The organism is Klebsiella sp. F11, assembly GCF_056712265.1.
In genome coordinates, this window is record NZ_JBWYFE010000002.1 from 158650 (window position 1) to 179524 (window position 20875).

Annotated in this window: 8 protein-coding genes and 5 pseudogenes; 8 read left to right on the forward strand and 5 right to left on the reverse strand. The window is 51.9% G+C overall.

Features of this window, described 5'->3' with window-relative positions:
* Nucleotides 1-26: 26 nt before the first annotated feature.
* Nucleotides 27-629, reverse strand: a complete 603-nt coding sequence (locus tag AC1M2H_RS28670) for a LysE family translocator (protein WP_480152238.1) — start codon at nt 627-629, stop codon at nt 27-29.
* A 297-nt stretch (nt 630-926) separates the two neighbouring features.
* Here AC1M2H_RS28670 and AC1M2H_RS28675 point away from each other — a divergent pair, with 297 nt between their 5' ends.
* From AC1M2H_RS28675 to AC1M2H_RS28685, 3 genes are all read left to right on the forward strand, one after another.
* A complete protein-coding gene (locus AC1M2H_RS28675; RefSeq protein WP_480152292.1) occupies nt 927-1202 on the forward strand; it encodes a transposase in 276 nt (91 codons plus the stop codon).
* 85 nt (nt 1203-1287) lie between these two features.
* Nucleotides 1288-2474, forward strand: a protein-coding gene (locus AC1M2H_RS28680; RefSeq protein WP_480151852.1) for an IS3 family transposase whose coding sequence is annotated in 2 segments (ribosomal slippage) — nt 1288-1564 and nt 1564-2474 — 1188 coding nt in all. Because the reading frame shifts where the segments join, the coding sequence is not laid out codon by codon here.
* Between the two features lie 84 nt (nt 2475-2558).
* Entirely contained in the window at nt 2559-2801 is a 243-nt protein-coding gene (locus AC1M2H_RS28685) for a helix-turn-helix domain-containing protein (RefSeq protein ID WP_480152293.1), read from the forward strand.
* Nucleotides 2802-2809: 8 nt separating this feature from the next.
* On the opposite strand, the gene AC1M2H_RS28690 is transcribed toward AC1M2H_RS28685, so the two are convergent.
* Both AC1M2H_RS28690 and AC1M2H_RS28695 read right to left on the reverse strand, forming a co-directional pair.
* Complete coding sequence (locus AC1M2H_RS28690; protein ID WP_480152239.1) at nt 2810-4015, reverse strand: IS256 family transposase; 1206 nt, start codon at nt 4013-4015, stop codon at nt 2810-2812.
* A gap of 105 nt (nt 4016-4120) precedes the next feature.
* A pseudogene (locus AC1M2H_RS28695) lies at nt 4121-4542 on the reverse strand (IS1 family transposase); the annotation flags it as partial.
* Between the two features lie 224 nt (nt 4543-4766).
* On the opposite strand from AC1M2H_RS28695, the pseudogene AC1M2H_RS28700 reads away from it, so the two are divergent.
* The 5 genes and pseudogenes from AC1M2H_RS28700 to AC1M2H_RS28720 all read left to right on the forward strand — a co-directional run bounded on the left by AC1M2H_RS28700 (nt 4767) and on the right by AC1M2H_RS28720 (nt 19859).
* Nucleotides 4767-5683: pseudogene (locus tag AC1M2H_RS28700) on the forward strand (IS5 family transposase).
* Between the two features lie 94 nt (nt 5684-5777).
* Nucleotides 5778-16952, forward strand: a complete 11175-nt coding sequence (locus tag AC1M2H_RS28705) for an amino acid adenylation domain-containing protein (protein WP_480152240.1) — start codon at nt 5778-5780, stop codon at nt 16950-16952.
* Between the two features lie 177 nt (nt 16953-17129).
* Nucleotides 17130-18138: pseudogene (locus AC1M2H_RS28710) on the forward strand (IS630 family transposase).
* A 105-nt stretch (nt 18139-18243) separates the two neighbouring features.
* On the forward strand, nt 18244-19428 hold the full coding sequence (locus AC1M2H_RS28715) for an MFS transporter (protein ID WP_480152241.1): 1185 nt from the start codon (nt 18244-18246) through the stop codon (nt 19426-19428).
* Nucleotides 19429-19592: 164 nt separating this feature from the next.
* Nucleotides 19593-19859, forward strand: coding sequence for a hypothetical protein (locus tag AC1M2H_RS28720; RefSeq protein WP_480152298.1), 267 nt, complete (start codon nt 19593-19595; stop codon nt 19857-19859).
* Here AC1M2H_RS28720 and AC1M2H_RS28725 read toward each other — a convergent pair.
* Together AC1M2H_RS28725 and AC1M2H_RS28730 are read right to left on the reverse strand one after the other, a co-directional pair.
* A pseudogene (locus AC1M2H_RS28725) lies at nt 19831-20112 on the reverse strand (Tn3 family transposase); the annotation flags it as partial. The gene AC1M2H_RS28720 and the pseudogene AC1M2H_RS28725 overlap by 29 nt on opposite strands.
* Nucleotides 20113-20164: 52 nt before the next feature.
* Nucleotides 20165-20856, reverse strand: a pseudogene (locus AC1M2H_RS28730) (IS6 family transposase).
* Nucleotides 20857-20875: the final 19 nt, after the last annotated feature.

Genomic DNA, 20875 nt, shown 5'->3' on the forward strand with positions numbered 1-20875 from the left:
CGGGCGTTGTCGATATAGGTGATGTATTACGGGATCAGGCTGTGCAGAGAAAAAGCAATTAGCAACATCCCGCCCGCAATGTTGACGTATCTTTTGAGCATTAATGGGTTGGCTTTTTTTACTGAAAAGATCAGTATTTGGCTTACAGCGTAAAGCCAAACGCTCATGACGACTACATGTACTGATGCCAGTGTCAGATAGTTGCAAACACCTCCCTGTATCCCTGCGAACTGCGAAACGACTGTCAGATAGAAAATGATGGCTTTAGGATTCAAAACATTCGCTATCCAGGCCTCTCTTAAAGTCACCGAATGCTTCGTATCAGCAAACCCTTCTGGGTTTGCCCTTATGCCGTTACGTATGAGCATCGCTCCTAACCAAAGCAGATAGGCGGTTCCGAAAAATTTCAACACAGCAAAAGTTGCTGGAGACGATATGAGCACAGCGGTAATACCAAACCCTATGAGAACTGCGTGGGTATAAATGCCCAAAGCTGTTCCGGCAAGAGTCCGGAACAGTCCTTTGTGACCGCCTGCCAGAGCACCGCTCATAACAAGAGTGAAGCTTGCTCCGGGGGAGAGTGCAACAGGGAGTAGTGCTGGCATAAAGCCAAGAAGGTTTAGATCCATAGATTTTTGATAGTCATTGACGCTCTACTGTATTGCCAGTCAAGGCGCTTCGGAAATGTTGTATTTAACGCAATGAAAACATATAGCCACCATGAATGAAAGGTCCGCTCACAGCGGAGATGCCAGCCCACTGGACTGGCCGCTTCTGTGCCAGGTATAGTCATTCGCACCCTGAGAATTACACTTCTAAGTGATTCAGGGTATGCGCTTACTGGTTACGAATATTGTGCCAGAATCATGTGATGTGGTCGAATAAACCGGACACTAAACTTACATCCATAACGGAGGTGTTTAGTGATGAAAAAGAGAACATTTACCCCAGAGTTTAAAAAGGAAGCCGTGGCCCTGGTCAGTGAGCAGGGTTATACCATCGCCAAAGCCGCAGCGTCGCTGGGGATCAGCGACAGAACGCTGAGGGGATGGGTTGTTGGCACCCGTCAGCAGAGTGAAAGCGAACTCAATGAGAATGAGCGGGCAGAACTTAAACGCCTGCGCAAAGAAAACAAAGAGTTACGCCTTGAGAAGGACATTTTAAAGAAGGCGAGTGCCTTCTTTGCGAAGCACATGTCGTGAGATACTTGTTTATCCGCGATCTTGCCGGTGAGTTCGGTGTCAGGCGGCTTTGCCGGGTGATGCGGGTCAGTGCTGTGGTCGAATAATCAGGACACTAAACTTACATCCAAAATGGAGGTGTTTAGTGAATCAGAAGCGAAAGTTTACGCCAGAATTTAAGAAGGAAACGGTGGCCCTGGTGCTGACGCAAAATTACTCCATTGCGCGTGCCGCAACTTCTTTGGGGATCAGCGCCAAAACATTGCGCAGTTGGGTCGCCGCCGCGCGCCAGCGCCATGAAAGTCCGCTTAGTGAAGATGAACAAGCTGAACTCCGAAGGCTACGTCTAGAAAACAAAGAGTTACGCATTGAGAAGGAAATATTAAAAAAGGCGAGCGCCTTCTTTGCGAAGCACATGTCGTGAGATACCAGTTTATCCTCGATAACGCAGGTAATTACAGGCTACGGACGCTTTGTCGCGTGATGCGCATTAGCCCGTCCGCATGGTATGCCTGGCGAAAAAAGCCGATAGCCTGCCCGTCGAAAGATACCGCAGTCAGGGTGATGCTCAAGGCGTTATTCTCTGCCAGTCGGGAAAGTGCCGGGAGCCGAACGCTGGTTAAAAAGCTCCGTGAAGAAGGCGTCACCATAAGTCGTTGGCGCGTTAGAAAAATCATGAGCGAAGAGGGACTTCTCTGCCGGCAACGCCGTGCCTGGAAGGTCACAACGAAACCGAAGAAAGGGGCTGATTTTGCACCAAATCTGTTGAATCAGAACTTCAATCCTCCCGGACCGGACCAGATATGGGTGAGTGATATTACGTATCTGAAAACGGGTGAAGGCTGGTTGTACCTGGCTGCGATCATGGATTTATATTCCCGCCGGATCGTCGGTTGGCACATTGACAAGAGAATGACATCGTCGCTGGTTTGCCGGGCTCTCATGCAGGCTTACAACCTGCGCAATCCACCGACAGGGCTGGTCGTCCATACCGATCGTGGAGCGCAGTATACCAGCAAGCGCTTCCAAACGCAGTTAACCAGTTACGGACTCAGAAGCAGCATGGGAGATGTTGGCGCCTGCTGGGATAACGCGGTAATGGAGCGTTTTTGGGGCAGTTTGAAACATGAATGGGTGCTGTTGATCCCGCAGCAGACGCGGGCAGGTATGAAACGTGATGTTGCAGACTATATGCGTTATTACAATCTTGACAGAAACCATGCTTCGAATGGGTATTTATCGCCAGTGCGATATGAACAGATGGCTGAGAAAAAAGTGTCCTGTTTAACTTGACCAGATCACAGTTCCTCAGCCTGGTATGCGTGGCAAAAAAGACCTGTTGTCACCTCCCCAGACGATGTCGGTATCCGGGTCAGACTGAAAGCCCTGTTTGCCGCCAGCAGAGAAAGTGCCGGCGGCCGGACTCTGGTTAAAAAGCTTCGTGAAGAAGGCGTCACAGTCAGCCGCTGGCGGGTGATGAAACTCATGCAGGAAGAGGGACTGGAATGCCGTCAGCGCCGGGCTTATAAAGTCACGACAAAGCCTCGTGCAGGAGCAGAGGAAGTTTGGTCGAGTCCGTCAAGGTGGTGTAAATTCAGTTACAGCCTTCCGGTCCGGTAATGGACCTGTTATACGCTGACCGGCAGCGCTTCGATTACTTCGGTTTCACCAGTCTGGTCTATCTCCGCCATGCTGTGTTGTGGCAGGTAGCGGTTCTGCAACAGCCATTCCTCGTTCTGCTCCGTCAGCACCGCACCCAGCAGCCGCATGATGCTCTCTTCGTTGGGGAAGATGCCCACTACATCAGCACGCCGTTTCACCTCTTTGTTCAGACGCTCCAGCGTGTTAGTCGAGTGGATTTTCACCCGGTGCGCTTTCGGGAAGGCGAAGTACGCCAGCACGTCTGCTTCCGCCTCGTCCATCATCTCCGTGACCGCCGGGAAGCTCTTTTCCAGCTGGCCTGCCACCTCACGCCAGGTGGCATGGGCATTCTGCTCCTCTGTCTGCACGAACACCTGCTGCAGGGCGGCACGAACCACCGACTGGCTGGCCCTGCTGACGCGCCCCATCACATTACGCATGAAGTGGACCCGGCAGCGCTGCCAGCTGGCACAGAACACCTGCTGTATCGCCGCTTTCAGCCCGCTGTGCGAGTCCGATATAACCAGCTTTACGCCCTCAAGACCGCGCTCTTTCAGACCCGGCAGGAAGGCTAACCAGAACGCTTTCGCTTCTGACTCACCGATGCCCATTCCGATAATCTCCCGGCGACCGTCCGAGTTGACCGCGCAGGCGATTATGACCGCCACGCTGACCACCCGGCCGTTCTTGCGCACCTTCACGTAGGTCGCATCCAGCCACAGGTAAGGCCATTCGCCTTCCAGCGGTCGCTGCAGGAAGGCCTGCACGCGCTCATCGATACCGCGGCAGATGGACGAGACCTGGCTGCGGGAGATGCCGGTCATTCCCATCGACCGGACCAGGGCGTCCACCTTGCGGGTGGAGACGCCATTTATCCACGCCTCCTGGATAACCGCGTTGAGCGCCTTCTCCGACAGCCTGCGGGCCTCGAGGAAGGACGGGAAGTACGAGCCTTCCCGGAGCTTCGGGATACGCAGGTCCAGCGTGCCGAGGCGGGTGTTGTACTGACGGTCGCGGTAGCCGTTACGGTAAGTCTCACGCTCATCAGTTCGCTCATGAGGTTCCGCGTTGATGCGCTGGGTGACATCGGCTTCCATGATGCGGTTGAGCATAAATTCGGTGAGTTCACGCAGGAAGTCCTCGCCGCCAGGTTGCATCAGGGTGTTGCTGAATGTCATGCTGTTGTCAGCCATCGGTTGACTCCTTTTAAAGATAATGTCTTCGTAACCATTACTTTACCGGATAAGCCGATGGCGCTCACCATCCTGCTGAATTTACACCACGCCCTAAGACTCTACCCCGAATACATGGGCAAGAACGCGCTTATTGATTCGGTCATACGCGTAAAACAACCAGCGCGGATTGCCCTTGCAGCGCACGTAAGAGCACTGTTCATCGGCCTCGCAGCAGATATCGCCCTCTGCGCCATTCCGGACAGTCTGAGTAACGCTCAGTGGCGTGAGTTTTTTAAATGCCTGAGAACAGTGTTGAGGCTTATCCCGAGAACTCTGGCGGTATCCCGACATCCGGAGCCATTCATCGCCATATCAATAACGGTTTTGTGTGTGTCAGGTTTAGCCCCGTTGTAGAGGTAACTGAGCTGGAAGGTTTTGAGGCAGTGCTTACAGCGATATAACTGAGCACCGGAAGCCGAATGCCCGTTACGAATGACATTCTGTGTTCTGGTACAACGTGGGCATACCACATCAATCTTTGCCATCAGAAATCCAAAAAGCAAAGCATACTACAACACTAAATTTGAGTCATGACCCTTATTTCAGGGTTAGTATTTACGGGCTGTTAATAAAGCTGTCAATTTGGCTAATCGTCACACTATTTACTCTATATCTATGTTACTAGATGGTAGATGGATTTGTTGAATAAATCGAACTTTAAGGTGATTAGCGGATCTGATCGCTACATTTGTTTCAACATAGGGTCCCTATGACAAAGCAAAAATTTAAAATCACCAACAGGTCCGCCAACAACAAGACTCTCAAACAGCGCGGTTCACTGACGGTCTGGCTTGATGAGTCTACTATTGCTGCATGGAATGAAAAGGCTCAGCCTGAAGGTCGTGGCCGACCGCTTCACTACACTGATATGGCCATCACCACGGTCCTGATGATGAAACGCGTGTTTAACCTCTCGCTCCGGGCTTTACAGGGCTTCGTTGACTCGCTTTATAAACTCATGGACCTGTCATTGCGCTGCCCGGACTACTCTCTGGTCAGTGTTCGGCGGGCAAAAACTGTCAATATCAAAACGCCGACCCGGGGCAATTATCACACCTGGTCATTGACAGTACCGGTCTGAAAGTTTTCGGCGAAGGCGAATGGAAAGTCAGGCAACAGGGGCCGACAGACGCAGGGTGTGGCGCAGGCTTCATCTGGCTGTAGACAGTGCGACGCACGGATTATCTGTGCCGGTTTATTGCTGAGCGGTACGACAGATGCTCAGCCCTGCCGGCGCTGATTAACCAGACCCACCGGAATATCAGGGAAGCTTCATCAGACGGCGCTTATGACGCATGCTACTGCCATGATGCGTTACTGAGGGAAAAAATCAGGCTGCTTATCCCGCCACAAAGCGGTGCGCAATACTGGCCGGACAAACACCATGAGCGTAACCACGCGGTGGCGAATCAGCATCTGAGCGGCAGTAATTACATCTGGAAAAAGAAAGTGGGCTACCACCGGCGTTCGATAGCGTAAACGGCGATGTACAGAATCAAAACCTTGCCGATAGACCATCTGAGCCTGCGGGACTATGACGCGCAGGTGGGTGAAGTGATGGCGATGGTCAAAGCGCTAAACCAGATGACGTTGTTGGGTATGCCAGAGAGCGTCAGGATCGCATAACAGATGTAGCAGAGAGGACCATTCTGTCGGCTAACCCTGATTTATTCAACAAAGCCTTACCAGATTATTACCCGACAATGAGCAGGATGGTGCTATGGATGATAATTTTTATGTCAACAAAGCTTCACGTTCAGGTGAAGAACAGACTGAATCAAATATACCGAAAAATGAAAATGAAATATTCTGGCTTGAGCGGCTGACACGCATGCTGCCACTATATTTGCCATATGAAACGACGTCAGAACAAGTAGGTCAAAATGTACCGAAGTGGGTAACAAGCTTGTGGCATGTACCGCTTAAATACAGTGGTGTAAGGGAAGAAAAGTGGATAGCACTCGGTGCTTTTGCTGTTTACTTGACACGCCTGTTGGGCTACTCCCGGTTGCAAATAGGCTGGCGTCGGCCAGATAGTGCAACACAAACAACTATAGCATCCCTTTGGGCATCCGTTTTGCCGATGGAATTCGAGATTTCATGGGAGGACTCCTTTGCAAACATCGTTAAACAAGCTGTAGAAGAAGTAGAACAGCTATCCCGTCACGATAGTTTTTTATGTGATATAGCGAGTCATCATCCGGTTTTGCAGAAGATATCCGAGCTGAGAGAGCCCAGGCCATGGCGCATTGGTGTAGCCATTGTCAACGATCCAAATGACCAAGAAGCCATTGGCGATCTTTTAACGTTACAGATTGATCCAAAGGGACGCTTTAGGTGGATTTATGATGAGCACCAATTACATGCTGAAACCATCAATAGGATCAGCGAGCATTTGCAGATGCTGACACGCAGTGCTGATGTCGATAAGACTCTGCCCGTGGCGTGCCTCAATCTGTTGTCTCAGGTTGAGAATACATTGCTATTCAAAACATGGAACACGATAAAGACGTCCTATAAGGTTAATCAGTGCATCCATCATTTATTCGAGGAGCAGGCGGCACGTAGTCCTGAAACAACGGCGCTGATCTTTGAGGATGAGACGCTCAGCTATGGCGAGCTCAATATCAGAGCCAACCGGCTTGCGCACCGGCTCATCGGGCTGGGGGTAGGCCCCGAACAGCGGGTGGCAATCTGCGTCGAGCGCTCTCCGGCCATGGTGGTGGGTCTTGTGGCGATCCTTAAGGCAGGTGGAGCCTATGTGCCGCTCGATCCGGCCTATCCGGGGGAGCGTCTTGCTTACATTCTCGCTGATGCTGCTCCGGTCCTGGTGCTGGCCGATGCGGCCGGGCAGCGGGCGCTGGGTGAAGCGTTGCAGACCTGTACCGTCCTCGATCCCAATGACACTCCGGCAGATAAGGAGCCTGCGACCAATCCCCGGGTTCGCAGCCTCACTCCCTACAACCTTGCCTATATCATTTATACCTCGGGTTCAACCGGACAGCCTAAAGGCGTCATGGTCGAACATGCACAGGTTGTGCGCCTGTTTGAGACGACACACCCTGCCTATCGCTTTGAGGTCAGTGACGTCTGGTGCCTGTTCCACTCGTTTGCCTTTGACTTTTCGGTCTGGGAACTGTGGGGAGCCCTGCGTTATGGCAGCAAGCTGGTGCTGGTTCCGCATGCCGTTGCCCGGTCGCCAGAGGCGTTTTACCAGCTACTCTGCAAGCACGGCGTCACCGTCCTCAACCAGACGCCGAGCGCCTTCCAGGCCTTGATGAAGTATGTACAACCCTCATCGGATCGGCTGCGCTATGTCATCTTTGGCGGAGAAGCGCTACAGCCGGCTACCCTGCGCGAGTGGTATGCGGTGCGGAGTGAGTCCGCGCCGCAACTGGTCAATATGTACGGGATCACGGAAACCACTGTGCATGTGACCTATTACCCCCTGACTTCCTCCGATATTCAACAGACCCGCAGCGTGATTGGCAAACGTCTGCCGGATTTAACGGTGTATCTTCTGGACTCGCATGGCCAGCCTGTTCCGCTGGGGGCGGTGGGTGAGATGTATATCGGGGGCGCGGGCGTTGCGCGCGGCTATCTGAACCGTCCTGAACTGACGGCGGAACGTTTCCTGCCCGATCCCTTCGCTGGCAGGCCTGACGCGCGGATGTTCAGGTCAGGTGATTTGGCCCGTTATCTGCCGGACGGGAACCTGGTATTTGCTGGCCGAAATGACGACCAGGTCAAGATCCGCGGATTCCGGATTGAACCGGGTGAGATTGCAGCCAGACTGGCGGAGCATCCGCGTATTCGTGAGGCGGTTGTGGTGGCACAAGGCCCAGATACTGACAAGCGGCTGGTCGCTTATATAGTGAGTCGAGAGTCCCCACAAACGCGAGACATCGAGCGAGAGCTCAAACAGGTAGGCGATTGGCAAAAGCTTTACAATCTAGAATATAGTAGATCGCAAAATATCCCCTTTGGCGAGGATTTTCACGGCTGGATCAGCAGTTATGATAATCAACCCATCCCATTGGAACAAATGCAAGAATGGCGGGCCGAAACGGTTGCTCGTATTATCGAACTCAATCCTAAGCATGTACTTGAGATCGGGGTGGGCACTGGTTTGCTATTGTCCCAAATAGCTCCGTGTTGCCAAACGTATTGGGGAACAGATATCTCTCAGATAGCCATCAGTAAGCTTTTAGACCAGATTGCTGGACTGCCTGTGTTTGCAGAACATGTTACTTTACGTTGCCAGCCAGCTCATCAAGTTGACGGTTTCCCAATCGGTTATTTTGATACTATTGTGATTAATTCAGTAGTGCAGTACTTCCCGAACGTCGATTATTTTATCGAGGTGATACAGCATTCTCTTAATTTATTATCCCCTGGAGGAACTATCTTTCTTGGAGATATTCGCAGTCTGCCATTGCTTCGCTGCTTTTCCACTGATATACAACTAACTAAAGTTAACGCTGCAACAGATATCACTTCACTACACTGTGAAGTTGAACGTCGCCTTAATGTAGAAAAGGAGTTAGTTTTCAACCCTTCTTTCTTTGCTTGGTTGCAGCGATTTTTTCAGGAACTGGTTGGCGTTGACATTCGGATTAAGCGGGGAAGAAGCACGAATGAGCTGACTCGTTATCGATACGATGTTTTGCTAAGGAAAGGACCTGTTACAGTATATTCCTTGGCAACACTGCCTAAAGTGTACTGGGGAAAAGAAATCAATGTTCTTAGTGAATTAAGAGAATATTTGACTGAGTACAGACCTAAAAATGTACGTCTTTGTAACGTGCCTAACGCACATTTGGTTAACGAAATTACTGCCATGGAAAAGCTTCAACATAATGCATCGATTGTGTCGGTTGTTGAAGCGTACGCTTCACTTGAAGAGCTTCCCCACCCTGAAGATTTTCATGTTCTTGGTAATAAACTTGGCTATCAGGTAATAGCAACGTGGTCAGGGGATGGAAAACTTGGCGAACTTGACATCCTGTTTCTGCCGCAATCGGAAAATCTACTGACGGATGTCTATCTCCCTCCTGTTTTTGTTAAAGAAAAATCTCGATTAACCAATATCCCCGTGTGCGAAAATGGCTCCCGTCAATTAATACTAAATTTGAAAGCTAATCTTTCAAGTCAGTTACCTGATTATATGGTTCCTTCTGCCTTTGTACTTTTGGACAGATTGCCCATGACGCCCAATGGTAAACTTGATACAAGGGCATTGCCTGTTCCGCAAGGAAACGCTTTTGCCCATGCCGACTATGAGATGCCATTGGGAGAGACAGAACTTCTTATAGCTAACATCTGGTCGGAGCTACTTGGGGTGGAACAGATTGGTCGGGATGACAATTTCTTTGCCCTCGGCGGCCATTCACTCCTGGCCGTGCGGCTGACCAGTCGCATTGCATCTTTTGGGATCGAATTGCCGTTTGCAACTTTATTCACGGCACCAACGCTCAAGACTCTGGCGTTGGCGATTGAAAAAATTCAACATAACGCCGGTTCTATAGCGCGTGTTCCGATCAGTATAATCTCCCGGGATAAGCCTTTGCCGCTATCTTTTGCCCAGCAGCGGCTATGGTTTCTGACCCAGCTTGATAGTGGAATCAGTGAAGCTTATCACATCCCCCTGGCTCTGCGGTTGCGGGGCCAGCTGAATGTGGCAGCGTTGCAACAGGCTCTCAATACCTTGTGGAGTCGCCATGAAGCATTGCGCTCAATCTTTATCAATATCAAGGGGGAGCCCAAAGTAGAGCTGTTGGCTCCCTGCCAGGGATTACCGTTGCGCCGGATTGAGTTGCATGACAGTCAACACAAGGGATGTGATTCACTGGCCGAGCTTGTCCGCTTTTGTGACGAGGAGTCGCGGGCTCCATTCGATCTCGCCAAAGGCCCGTTAATCCGGGCTTGTCTGGTCCGGTTCGGTTCCACACAATTACCCGCTTCATCTGCTGACGAACATGTATTCTTACTCACGCAACACCACATTATTTCAGATGGCTGGTCATTAGGCATACTTTTGCCAGAGCTAAGTACTCTTTATACAGCGTATAGCAAGGGCCAACCCAACCCACTGCCACCTCTTACGATCCAGTATTCGGATTATGCCGCCTGGCAGCGGAAATGGTTATCGGGAGCACGTCTGGAGGAGCAGGCTGCTTATTGGAAGCAAACCCTGGCTGATGCACCGGTCCTGCTGGACCTGCCGACAGACCGTGAACGGCCTGAGCAGCAGTCTTTTGTAGGGGCTTCTGTTGCGATCGAACTGGATGGCGAGTTGACAGCCGCTCTCAAGCGTCTGAGCGAACAGCATGGCGTGACACTGTTCATGATGCTGTTGACGGCCTGGGCGGTGGTGTTATCCCGTCTGTCAGGACAGGACGATATTGTGATTGGTGTGCCGAGTGCAAACCGGGGCCATCGCGATGTCGAACCGTTAATAGGCTTCTTTGTCAATACGTTGGCGCTGCGGGTGGATCTCAGCGATAATCCAAGCGCGGCAGACCTGTTTGCTCAGGTGCGCGATAGGGCTCTCGAAGCCCAGGATCGTCAGGATCTGCCTTTCGAGCAGGTGGTGGAAATTGTGCAGCCGCCCAGACGATTAAGCCATACACCACTGTTTCAGGTGGTCTTTGCCTGGCAGAACTATGATGCTGGCGAATGGACTTTACCCGATCTTGAAGTCTGCCCGGTTCGTTCAGATTATAATGTAGCTAAGTTCGATTTGGAGCTGAACCTGGCCGAAGTAGACGATCGGGTTATCGGCACTCTCGGTTATGCGACGGCACTGTTCGACACTGCCACAATTGAGCGGCAAGTGGGCTATCTGAAAACTGTCCTCGCTGAGATGCTCAGGGATCCCGGGCAAGCGGTTACCGCAATAGGCCTTCTTGACAGGTCTGAGCGTACCTTATTGCTCAAAACATGGAACGCTCCGGATGTAACTCATCTGACCCAACGTTGCATTCATCATTTATTCGAAGAGCAGGCAGCACGTAATCCTGAAACAACGGCGCTGATCTTTGAGGATGAGACGCTCAGCTATGGCGAGCTCAATACCAGGGCCAACCGGCTGGCGCACCGGCTCATCGGGCTGGGGGTAGGCCCCGAACAGCGGGTGGCAATCTGTGTCGAGCGCTCTCCGGCCATGGTGGTGGGTCTTGTGGCGATCCTTAAGGCAGGCGGAGCCTATGTGCCGCTCGATCCGGCCTATCCGGGGGAGCGTCTTGCTTACATTCTCGCTGATGCTGCTCCGGTCCTGGTGCTGGCCGATGCGGCCGGGCAGCGGGCGCTGGGTGAAGCGTTGCAGACCTGTACCGTCCTCGATCCCAATGAAACCCCGGCAGATAAGGAGCCTGCGACCAATCCCCGGGTTCGCGGCCTCACTCCCTACAACCTTGCCTATATCATCTATACCTCGGGTTCAACCGGACAGCCTAAAGGCGTCATGGTCGAACATGCACAGGTTGTGCGCCTGTTTGAGACGACACACCCTGCCTATCGCTTTGAGGCCAGTGACGTCTGGTGCCTGTTCCACTCGTTTGCCTTTGACTTCTCGGTCTGGGAACTGTGGGGAGCCCTGCGTTATGGCAGCAAACTGGTGCTGGTTCCGCATGCCGTTGCCCGGTCGCCGGAGGCGTTCTACCAGCTACTCTGCAAGCACGGCGTCACCGTCCTCAACCAGACGCCGAGCGCCTTCCAGGCCTTGATGAAGTATGTACAACCCTCATCGGATCGGCTGCGCTATGTCATCTTTGGCGGAGAAGCGCTACAACCGGCTACCCTGCGCGAGTGGTATGCAGTGCGGAGTGAGTCCGCGCCGCAACTGGTCAACATGTACGGGATCACGGAAACCACAGTGCATGTGACCTATTACCCCCTTGATTTTTCCGATATTCAACAGGCCCGCAGCGTGATTGGCAAACGTCTGCCGGATTTAACGGTTTATCTTCTGGACGCGCATGGCCAGCCTGTTCCGCTGGGGGCGGTGGGTGAGATGTATATCGGGGGTGCGGGCGTTGCGCGCGGCTATCTGAACCGTCCCGAACTGACGGCGGAACGTTTCCTGCCCGATCCCTTCGCTGGCAGGCCTGACGCGCGGATGTTCAGGTCAGGTGATTTGGCCCGTTATCTGCCGGACGGGAACCTGGTATTTGCTGGCCGCAATGACGACCAGGTCAAGATCCGCGGATTCCGGATTGAACCGGGTGAGATTGCAGCCAGACTGGCGGAGCATCCGCGTATTCGTGAGGCGGTTGTGGTGGCACAAGGCGCTGGTACCGACAGGCGGCTGGTCGCGTATATAGTGGCCAGCCCCGGGATCTCGGGAAAAGATGTCCCGACGGGTAATGAGACGGGCCTGGCGCTTGCAGGAGTGCTGCGTGATTATCTGCGCGCGCTCCTCCCCGATTACATGGTGCCGTCTGCCTTTGTACAGCTGGAAAACTTACCGCATACACCCAATGGCAAGCTTGATCGACGGGCATTGCCTGCTCCCGAGGAAGAGGATTTTGCCCATGCGGCTTATGAGATGCCGCAAGGCAAGAATGAGGAACTCATGGCGACACTCTGGTCGGAGCTGCTTGGTGTGGAACGGATTGGCCGCCATGACAATTTCTTTGCTCTTGGCGGTCATTCTCTTATGGGCGTGCAGTTGATTGAGCGGCTGCGACGTCTCGGTCTGAATCTCGCCGTCCGTGATTTGTTCCGTACTCCTGTGTTGTCGGCTTTGGCCAGCACGCTTGGCTTACACCAGGAGGTGGTGGTTCCCCCAAATTTAATCGGGCCGGGCCTGGTTCAAATTACCCCTGAACTGCTGCCGCTAATCGAACTCAGTCAAGCCGAAATCGATCATATTGTGTCCCAGGTTCCTGGCGGAGTGGCCAACATCCAGGATATCTATGCGCTCTCGCCTTTGCAGGACGGTATCTTATTCCATCATCTACTCGCGAAAGAAGGTGACCCTTATCTGCTGATTGCTCAAATGGCTTTTGTTGACCGTACAACATTGGATCATTATTTAAGCGCAGTTCAGCAGGTTGTTGATCGCAATGACATCCTGCGTACCGCCTTTGTCTGGGAGGGGTTGTCCAGCCCGGCACAAGTTGTATGGCGAAAGGCCCCGCTCTCTGTTACCGAGCTTATTCTCGACCCCGCAGATGGGCCTGTTATCGAACAGCTTTCCCAACAATTTGACCCACGCCGGTATCGCATTGATCTGACGCAGGCACCGGTATTGCAATTTGTTGTTGCTCATGATCCTGTCGAGGAACGCTTCATTTTGTTGCAGTTGCGGCATCATTTGATTGACGATGCTTCTTCATTGCAACTTTTTTATAGAGAAGTGTTGGCTTTCTTTGCCAATAGTGGCGACATGCTGCCACCACCTGAGCCCTTCCGCAACCTGATTGCTCAGGCGCGTCTGGGAGCAAGTGCGGATGAATACGAACGTTTCTTTAAGACTATGCTGGGGGGGATAGACGAGCCGACGCTGCCATTTGGGCTGGCAGAAGTACATCGGGACGGTGCGCAGGTGGGAGAAGCCCGTCGGATGGTGTCGACCGAATTGAATAATCGGCTGCGAGCACAGTCGAGACGGTTGAATGTGAGTCTGGCGAGTCTGTGTCATGTGGCCTTTGCGCAGGTACTGGCGCGAACCAGCGGCCAGGAGCATGTGGTGTTTGGTACTGTGCTGTTTGGTCGCATGCAAGCGGGCCAGGGGGCCGACAGGGCTATGGGGCTATTCATCAATACACTGCCGATCCGGCTTGACATCGGCACTAACGGTACTGCAAAGAGTGTACAAGAAGCTCACGACCGATTGGCTGAGTTGCTGGCTCACGAACATGCCTCACTGGCGCTGGCGCAAAGATGCAGTGGGGTGGCGGCAGGTATGCCACTGTTCAGTGCGTTGCTCAATTATCGCCATAATGACTTATTGGTCGAGGGCAACCTCGACCAGATAATGGATCAAATGACAGGCATTGAACTCCTGGGTGAACAGGAGCGGACCAATTATCCGTTCACAATGTCGGTGGATGATTTTGGCCAGGCGCTTGAACTGACGGCACAGGTAGTCACTTCGATCGATCCCGATCGGGTGTGTTGCTATATGGAGCGGGCGCTGGAAAGTCTGGCAGAAACCCTGACGCACTCGCCCGACCGACCAGTACAGCTGCTTGACATTTTGCCTGCGTCTGAGCGCACTTTGTTGATCAACACGTGGAACGCGGCAGAAGCGCCCTATCCGGGTCATTTGTGCATTCATCACTTATTCGAGGAGCAAGTAGCGCATAGCTCCGAAGCGACGGCATTGATTTGCGAAGGTGCGACACTCAGTTATGGTGAGCTCAATGCCAGGGCCAATCAGCTGGCGCACCGACTAATCAATATGGGCGTGGGGCCCGACCAGGGGGTTGCCATCTGTGTTGCGCGTTCTCCGGCCATGGTTGTTGGCCTCATGGCGATCTTAAAGGCGGGCGGGGCCTATGTGCCGCTCGATCCGGCTTATCCAGGCGAACGGCTTGCTTACATTCTTGCCGACGCTGCCCCGGCACTGGTGCTGGCCGATGCGGCAGGACGCAATGTGCTGGGTGAGTCGCTACTGGCTTATACCGTGCTTGACCCCAATGAGACGTGGTCAGGCACGGTGTCGGAGTCTGAGACTAATCCCCGGGTTCGCAGTCTAACTCCCCGCAATCTTGCTTATATCATCTATACCTCCGGTTCAACCGGACAACCGAAGGGGGTTATGGTCGAACATCGTGGATTAGTAGCATCGACACTGGCGAGAACTTCTGTTTATAAGCCGAAGTGTGATGCTCGATTCTTGCTATTGTCTTCTGTGGCGTTTGACAGTTCTGTAGCCGGTATTTTCGGGACTCTGACGACAGGGGGGGCTTTATGTTTACCGGACAGTAAAGCAGCAGTTGATCCAAATATTATTAGCAACATCCTGATTGAAAATAAAATCACATCCCTGCTGCTTGTGCCTTCGCTCGCTCGGTTGGTATTGCCGCAGGTTGCCCGGCATGGGTATGGTCAACTACGTCAGGTGATCGTTGCAGGGGAGTTATGTCCTGCGAAGCTAATTAGGGAATCGACATCAACCCTGACTTCTGTGGAAATCTTTAACGAATATGGCCCGACTGAGACGACCGTCTGGGCAACCGTCCATCCTTGTATCTCTGATGAACCTGACCCGGTTCCGATTGGCCGTCCCATTTTAAATACGCGTATTTACCTTCTGGACGCCTGTAGGCAGCCAGTTCCGCTGGGGGCCGTGGGTGAAATGTATATCGGAGGAGCAGGTGTTGCGCGCGGCTATATGAACCGCCCCGAGCTGACGGCAGAACGTTTCCTGCCCGACCCCTTTGCTGGCGTACCTGACGCTCGGATGTTTAAAACGGGAGATTTGGCCCGTTATCTTCCAAACGGGGATGTGGTGTTCGTAGGCCGCAATGACGACCAGGTCAAAATCCGTGGTTTCCGGATTGAGCCGGATGAGATTGCGGCCAGACTGGCAGAGCATCCTTCCGTTCGCGAGGCGGTTGTGGTGGCACAAGGCGCAGATAATGACAAGCGGCTGGTCGCTTATATAGTGATTCAATCAAATGTATCGGTAAATGAAGTATCCATGTCGGCGGGGTTAACGATAGCAGGGGTACTGCGTGATTACCTGAGTGAGCTTCTGCCCGATTATATGATACCGTCTGCTTTTGTGCGACTGGATAGTTTACCCCTGACCCCCAATGGTAAGCTTGATCGGCGAGCATTACCCGCTCCAGTGGACGAAGACTTTGCTCACGAAGCATATGAAGCGCCACAAGGCGAGACTGAGACCACTTTGGCGGCGCTCTGGGCCGTGTTGCTCGGGGTTGAGCGGGTCGGTCGCCATGACAATTTCTTCGCCCTCGGTGGCCATTCACTCATGGCCTTGCAGTTGATGCAGAGGATCCGGAACTGCGGTTTTGATTGCTCATTGAACGAAATTTTTGAACATCCACGGTTGGCCAATTTTGCTTTGCAAATTGCACAGGCCCCGTTGGGGCCGCAAAAAGCGGCGATCCCGGTACGCCTTGGAGGCACCGAACCACCTGTCTTTTTTGTTCCCTCAGGATTAGGTGATTATTCTTATGTTATTTCTCTGGCCCAATATCTCCGGGCAGGATACCCAATCTATGTGCTGCCGTGGTCGGCTGTTGGTGATTCTTCGTCCCCCACGCTGGAAACTATGGCTGAGAGAATGCTTCCCGTCATCCAGACAATCCAGCCTGACGGTCCCTATAAAATCGCCGGGTATTCTTCTGGCGGGATACTCGCTTACGCCATCGCCTGTTCGCTTATGGAAAAAGATGCCCGTGTTGATTTTTTAGGTCTTATTGATGTACCTGCGCCTCATTATTTAACCTACAAAAATCAGACTATTAAGCAGGATTTTATTGCACAAATGAAAGCAAAGACTCCTGAGGCGGAGCATTATAAATTAGATATTTTAATCAGGGATATTGATGACACGGAATTTGAAGAACTGGTAAAAAAAGTACAGAGTCTATGGCGCAATGATGCTAATGCTAATCTCGTACTGGACACGGACAAATGGAGAGCAATTTATCACTTTGCACAAATAGCAAGTGACTATAAGCCAATTCGATTGCCGATTAAGCTCCCCTTCTATCAGTTTTATGCGGCCGATCACGAGAACGTTAATCTGCCACAGATTGATATAGTTGGTGGATGGCAAGATACATTACCGGATTTAAATATTCATTCTGTTCCCATTCCTGGGGGGCATCTAACGATGATGACTGACGTCAGCCATCGTAAGTATCTGGCTGAGGCATTTAATCGCGTACTGTCGCAGCTGAATGGTGAGTAATGATGAGCATTTTGCGTGCCATTCGACTAGTAATATGGAACGCCAGTGCAAAATTTGTCATCACTCATTCAATATGGCTGTGGTAAATCCACCCCGCAGCTCGCTGCGGGGTGGATTTATATACCCGTGCTCATTGAAACTGCTTGATTTTGTCGAAAAGGATATCATGCTGGCAGCATGAATGTTGAACTTAGTCCTGAACAGAAATGTGCTCTTGAGGCACAACATCGCAAATGTCGTTATCGCCGGACCTGTGACAGGATCCGTTGCGTGCAGCTTTCTGCTGAAAGCTGGTCAATACGCATGATTGCACAATCTCAGCGTATTGATGAAGCGACAGTCCGTCGGCACCTGCATAACTGGCTCAATAGCGAAATACTGAAGCCTGAAAATGGCGGCTCTGACGGGCATCTTAGCGAAGAACAGAGCTCGGAACTCATCATCTTCCTGACGAATAATCCTCTTCCCACCACGCAGGCAATCGTCGGACGGGTTAATGAATGGTGGGGGATCTGCTATAGCATTCCGGGCATGAATAAATGGCTGCATCGCAACGGCTTCAGCTACAGAAAACCGGCTGGCGTCCCGCATAAATACAACGCAGAAGCGCAACAGGTGTTCGTGGAAGCCTACGAAAAACTGAAGCAGGAAGCGGGAGACGATGAGCCTGTTCTGTTCATTGACGGCGTGCATCCTACGCAGGAGACAAAACTGGCTTACGGCTGGATGCCTGCCGGAAAAAAAAGCCCATGCGGTAGAAACCACCGGCAGTCGCTCCCGCCTGAACCTTATGGGAGCCCTGAACCTGAATGATATCAGTCGGACGGTCATCCGGGAATATGACAAAATTAACAGTCATAATATCGCCCGGTTCTTTATTGCTATCCGTGAAACGTACCCGATAAAACAAAAGGTTCATATCATCCTTGACGGAGCCGGATACCACAGGACAGAGCAGGTAAAAACATGGGCCTATCTGCTGAACATAGAACTTCATTACTTACCGCCATACAGCCCGAATCTGAATCCAATAGAGAGGTTGTGGAAAGTGATGAATGAAACGTTGAGAAATAACCGATACTTCAAATCAGCCAGAGAGTTCAGACAGAAAATACACAGCTTCTTCAGCGATAAATTACCGGCAATCGCCGGGACGTTGTCACAGCGTTTAAATGACAACTTCTAGACGCTGAAAAATGCAACTTCAAGTTAATCGAGTATATCTACAAGATGCTCAAAATCGACAGAACAGCGAAATTTGAACCGGCGCGGAATAAATACTGGAGGTATTATGGCCAATCACTATCGCGAAATGTTGACAACCCCCGGAGTGATGGGATTGGTGTTCGCGAGTTTTATTGTGCGTCTGCCACAGGCGATGATCGGCATCGGAATCATTACCATGCTGGCGGAGCAGCGTGGGCTTTTTTGGCTGGCAGGCTCGGTCTCAGCCACCTTTACGTTAGCAAACGCGGTTATTAGCCCGCATGCGTCAACATTTGTTGACAAGTACGGACAGAGTAGGATTCTTCCAGTTATAACTACCTTTACTATTGTTATGTTGCTGGCGCTGCTGGTTGCAGCTCATATGAAACTTCCTGTTCCACTCCTTTTTATTCTTGCTGCACTGGCAGGCACGATGCCAAACATGCCTGCCATGATAAGAGCGCGCTGGACAGAGCTTTTCCGGGGCAAGCCGCTATTGCACACTGCCTTTTCCCTCGATACCGCTCTGACAGAGCTATCCTATATTGTCGGCCCGGTTCTGGCCATTGCCCTGAGCACGAGTGTGTTTGCCGAAGCAGGGCCTCTGACTGCTATCCTGTTACTGGTAATTGGAATGATCGCCTTTCTTTTACAACGGCAGACGGAGCCGAAAGTGGTCAGCTGCGGTAAAGGGATAGGTAGCTCGACCTTGCGTATCCCCGGCCTTGGTATCATTTTTCTCGCGCTGATGGCGATGGGTGTGATTGGCGGTTCTATCGATGTAGCTGTCGTGGCTTTCGCCAACGCACAAAACTGGCCAACTGCCGCCAGTTTTATCCTTGCCGTCTACGCGCTCGGCTCTGTGGTCTCTGGCCTGGCTTTCGGCGCATTCAGCATTACCTTACCGCTTGAGAGGCAGTTCCTGATTGGGATACTGGTCACAGCAATAACAACGATACTACCCATTCTCTCAACGGACGTGTATATCATGACGGGAATGGTTTTTGTAGCAAGCTTATCCTTCGCGCCAACAATGATCGTTGTTATGAACCTCGGCACCATCATTATACCATCTTCAAAACTCACCGAAGGACTGACGTGGATGGCGACCGGCATCAGCATTGGCGTAGCACTCGGCAGCGCACTTTCTGGCCAAATCATCGACACCTTTGGCGCACGGGCTGGCTTTGGCGTACCCATTGTTGCGGGGTTCGTTATGCTGATGATCGTCCTTGTCGGTATGCGTACCCTTCGTGTCGCCTCTGAGTGATGTGGTCGAATAATCAGAACTAAGATCCTATCCCAAAAGAATTTTATTCCAGACAATGACACCGCAGGGTTCTAATGGAATGGACGCCCCCAACTTAAACGGCATCAGTGTGCCAAAATGGAAGTGCGTCAAACACGACCATTTAATAACCGGGAGCGTCCATCATGAAGATTACAACTATCGGTATCGATCTGGCAAAAAATGTCTTTCAGCTCCATGGCATTAATGCACAAGGAAAAACAGAACGTAGCGCCCTTACAGGGCGAGCGTCATCGCTTCGCGATTCCGATGGTTTGCATGCCATGAGCCCCGTTTTATACTCTGCTGCATGTATATTCCGCGCCCTGCAAAGCTGCTGTTCACAACTGAGGGGTTTGACGGTCAATGATGTAAAAAACCACGCTAAGGAGATAATTCATTGTTTAAATTGAAATTTAATGACCTCAACTCTCCCTTCAGAATATCTTCCGGTAGCGTGAAGGTGTAATGTCCCAGCATGTTAATATGGCCGTGCTTCAGAGGCGACAGCCGGGAAATATGCTCATCCTCTGGCGTTTCTCCCACCATCCTGAGATGTGAAAGCGCTTCCTGCATGTAAAGCGTGTTCCAGAGCACTACCGCATTCGTGACCAGGCCAAGCGCACCAAGCTGATCTTCCTGTCCCTCACGGTAACGTTTTCTGATTGGCACTGTTGCAAAGTTCGCGATAAGGTAGCCTGTAGTTTTATTGAAAGGCCTATATTTCAAACACTCTGCTCACCAGGCGCATCTCACCCAGGGGATCTCCATAATAAAATGACGAGGCCTGGCCTTTGCGTAGTGCACGCATCACTTCAATACCCTTTATTGTGGCGTAAGCCTAAATCCCAGCGTGGCACCGATTATCCTTTTCAGCTTGCCGTGATCGCATTCAATGACGTTATTGCGGTACTTAATCTGTCGGTGTTCAACGTCTGACGGACACCGGCCTTCGCGTTTGAGCAGGGCAAGCGCGCGGCCGTAGGTGGGCGCCTTATCCGTGTTAATAAATGGCGGGATCTGCCACTTCCTCACGTTGTTGAGGATTTTACCCAGGAACCGGTATGCAGCTTTACTGTTACGGCGCGGGGAGAGATAAAAATCGACGGTGTGCCCCCTGCTGTCGACGGCCCTGTAAAGATAAGCCCACCGGCCATTCACCTTCACGTACGTTTCGTCAATGTGCCATGGGTTCAGATCGGAAGGGTTACGCCAGTACCAGCGCAGCCGTTTTTCTATTTCAGGTGCATAACGCTGAACCCAGCGGTAAATCGTGGAATGATCAACGTTGACACCGCGTTCGGCCAGCATCTCCTGCAGTTCACGATAACTGATGCCGTATTTACAGTACCAGCGTACCGCCCACAGGATGATGTCGCGCTGAAAATGCCGGCCTTTGAATGGGTTCATGTGCTGCTCCGTCAGCAAA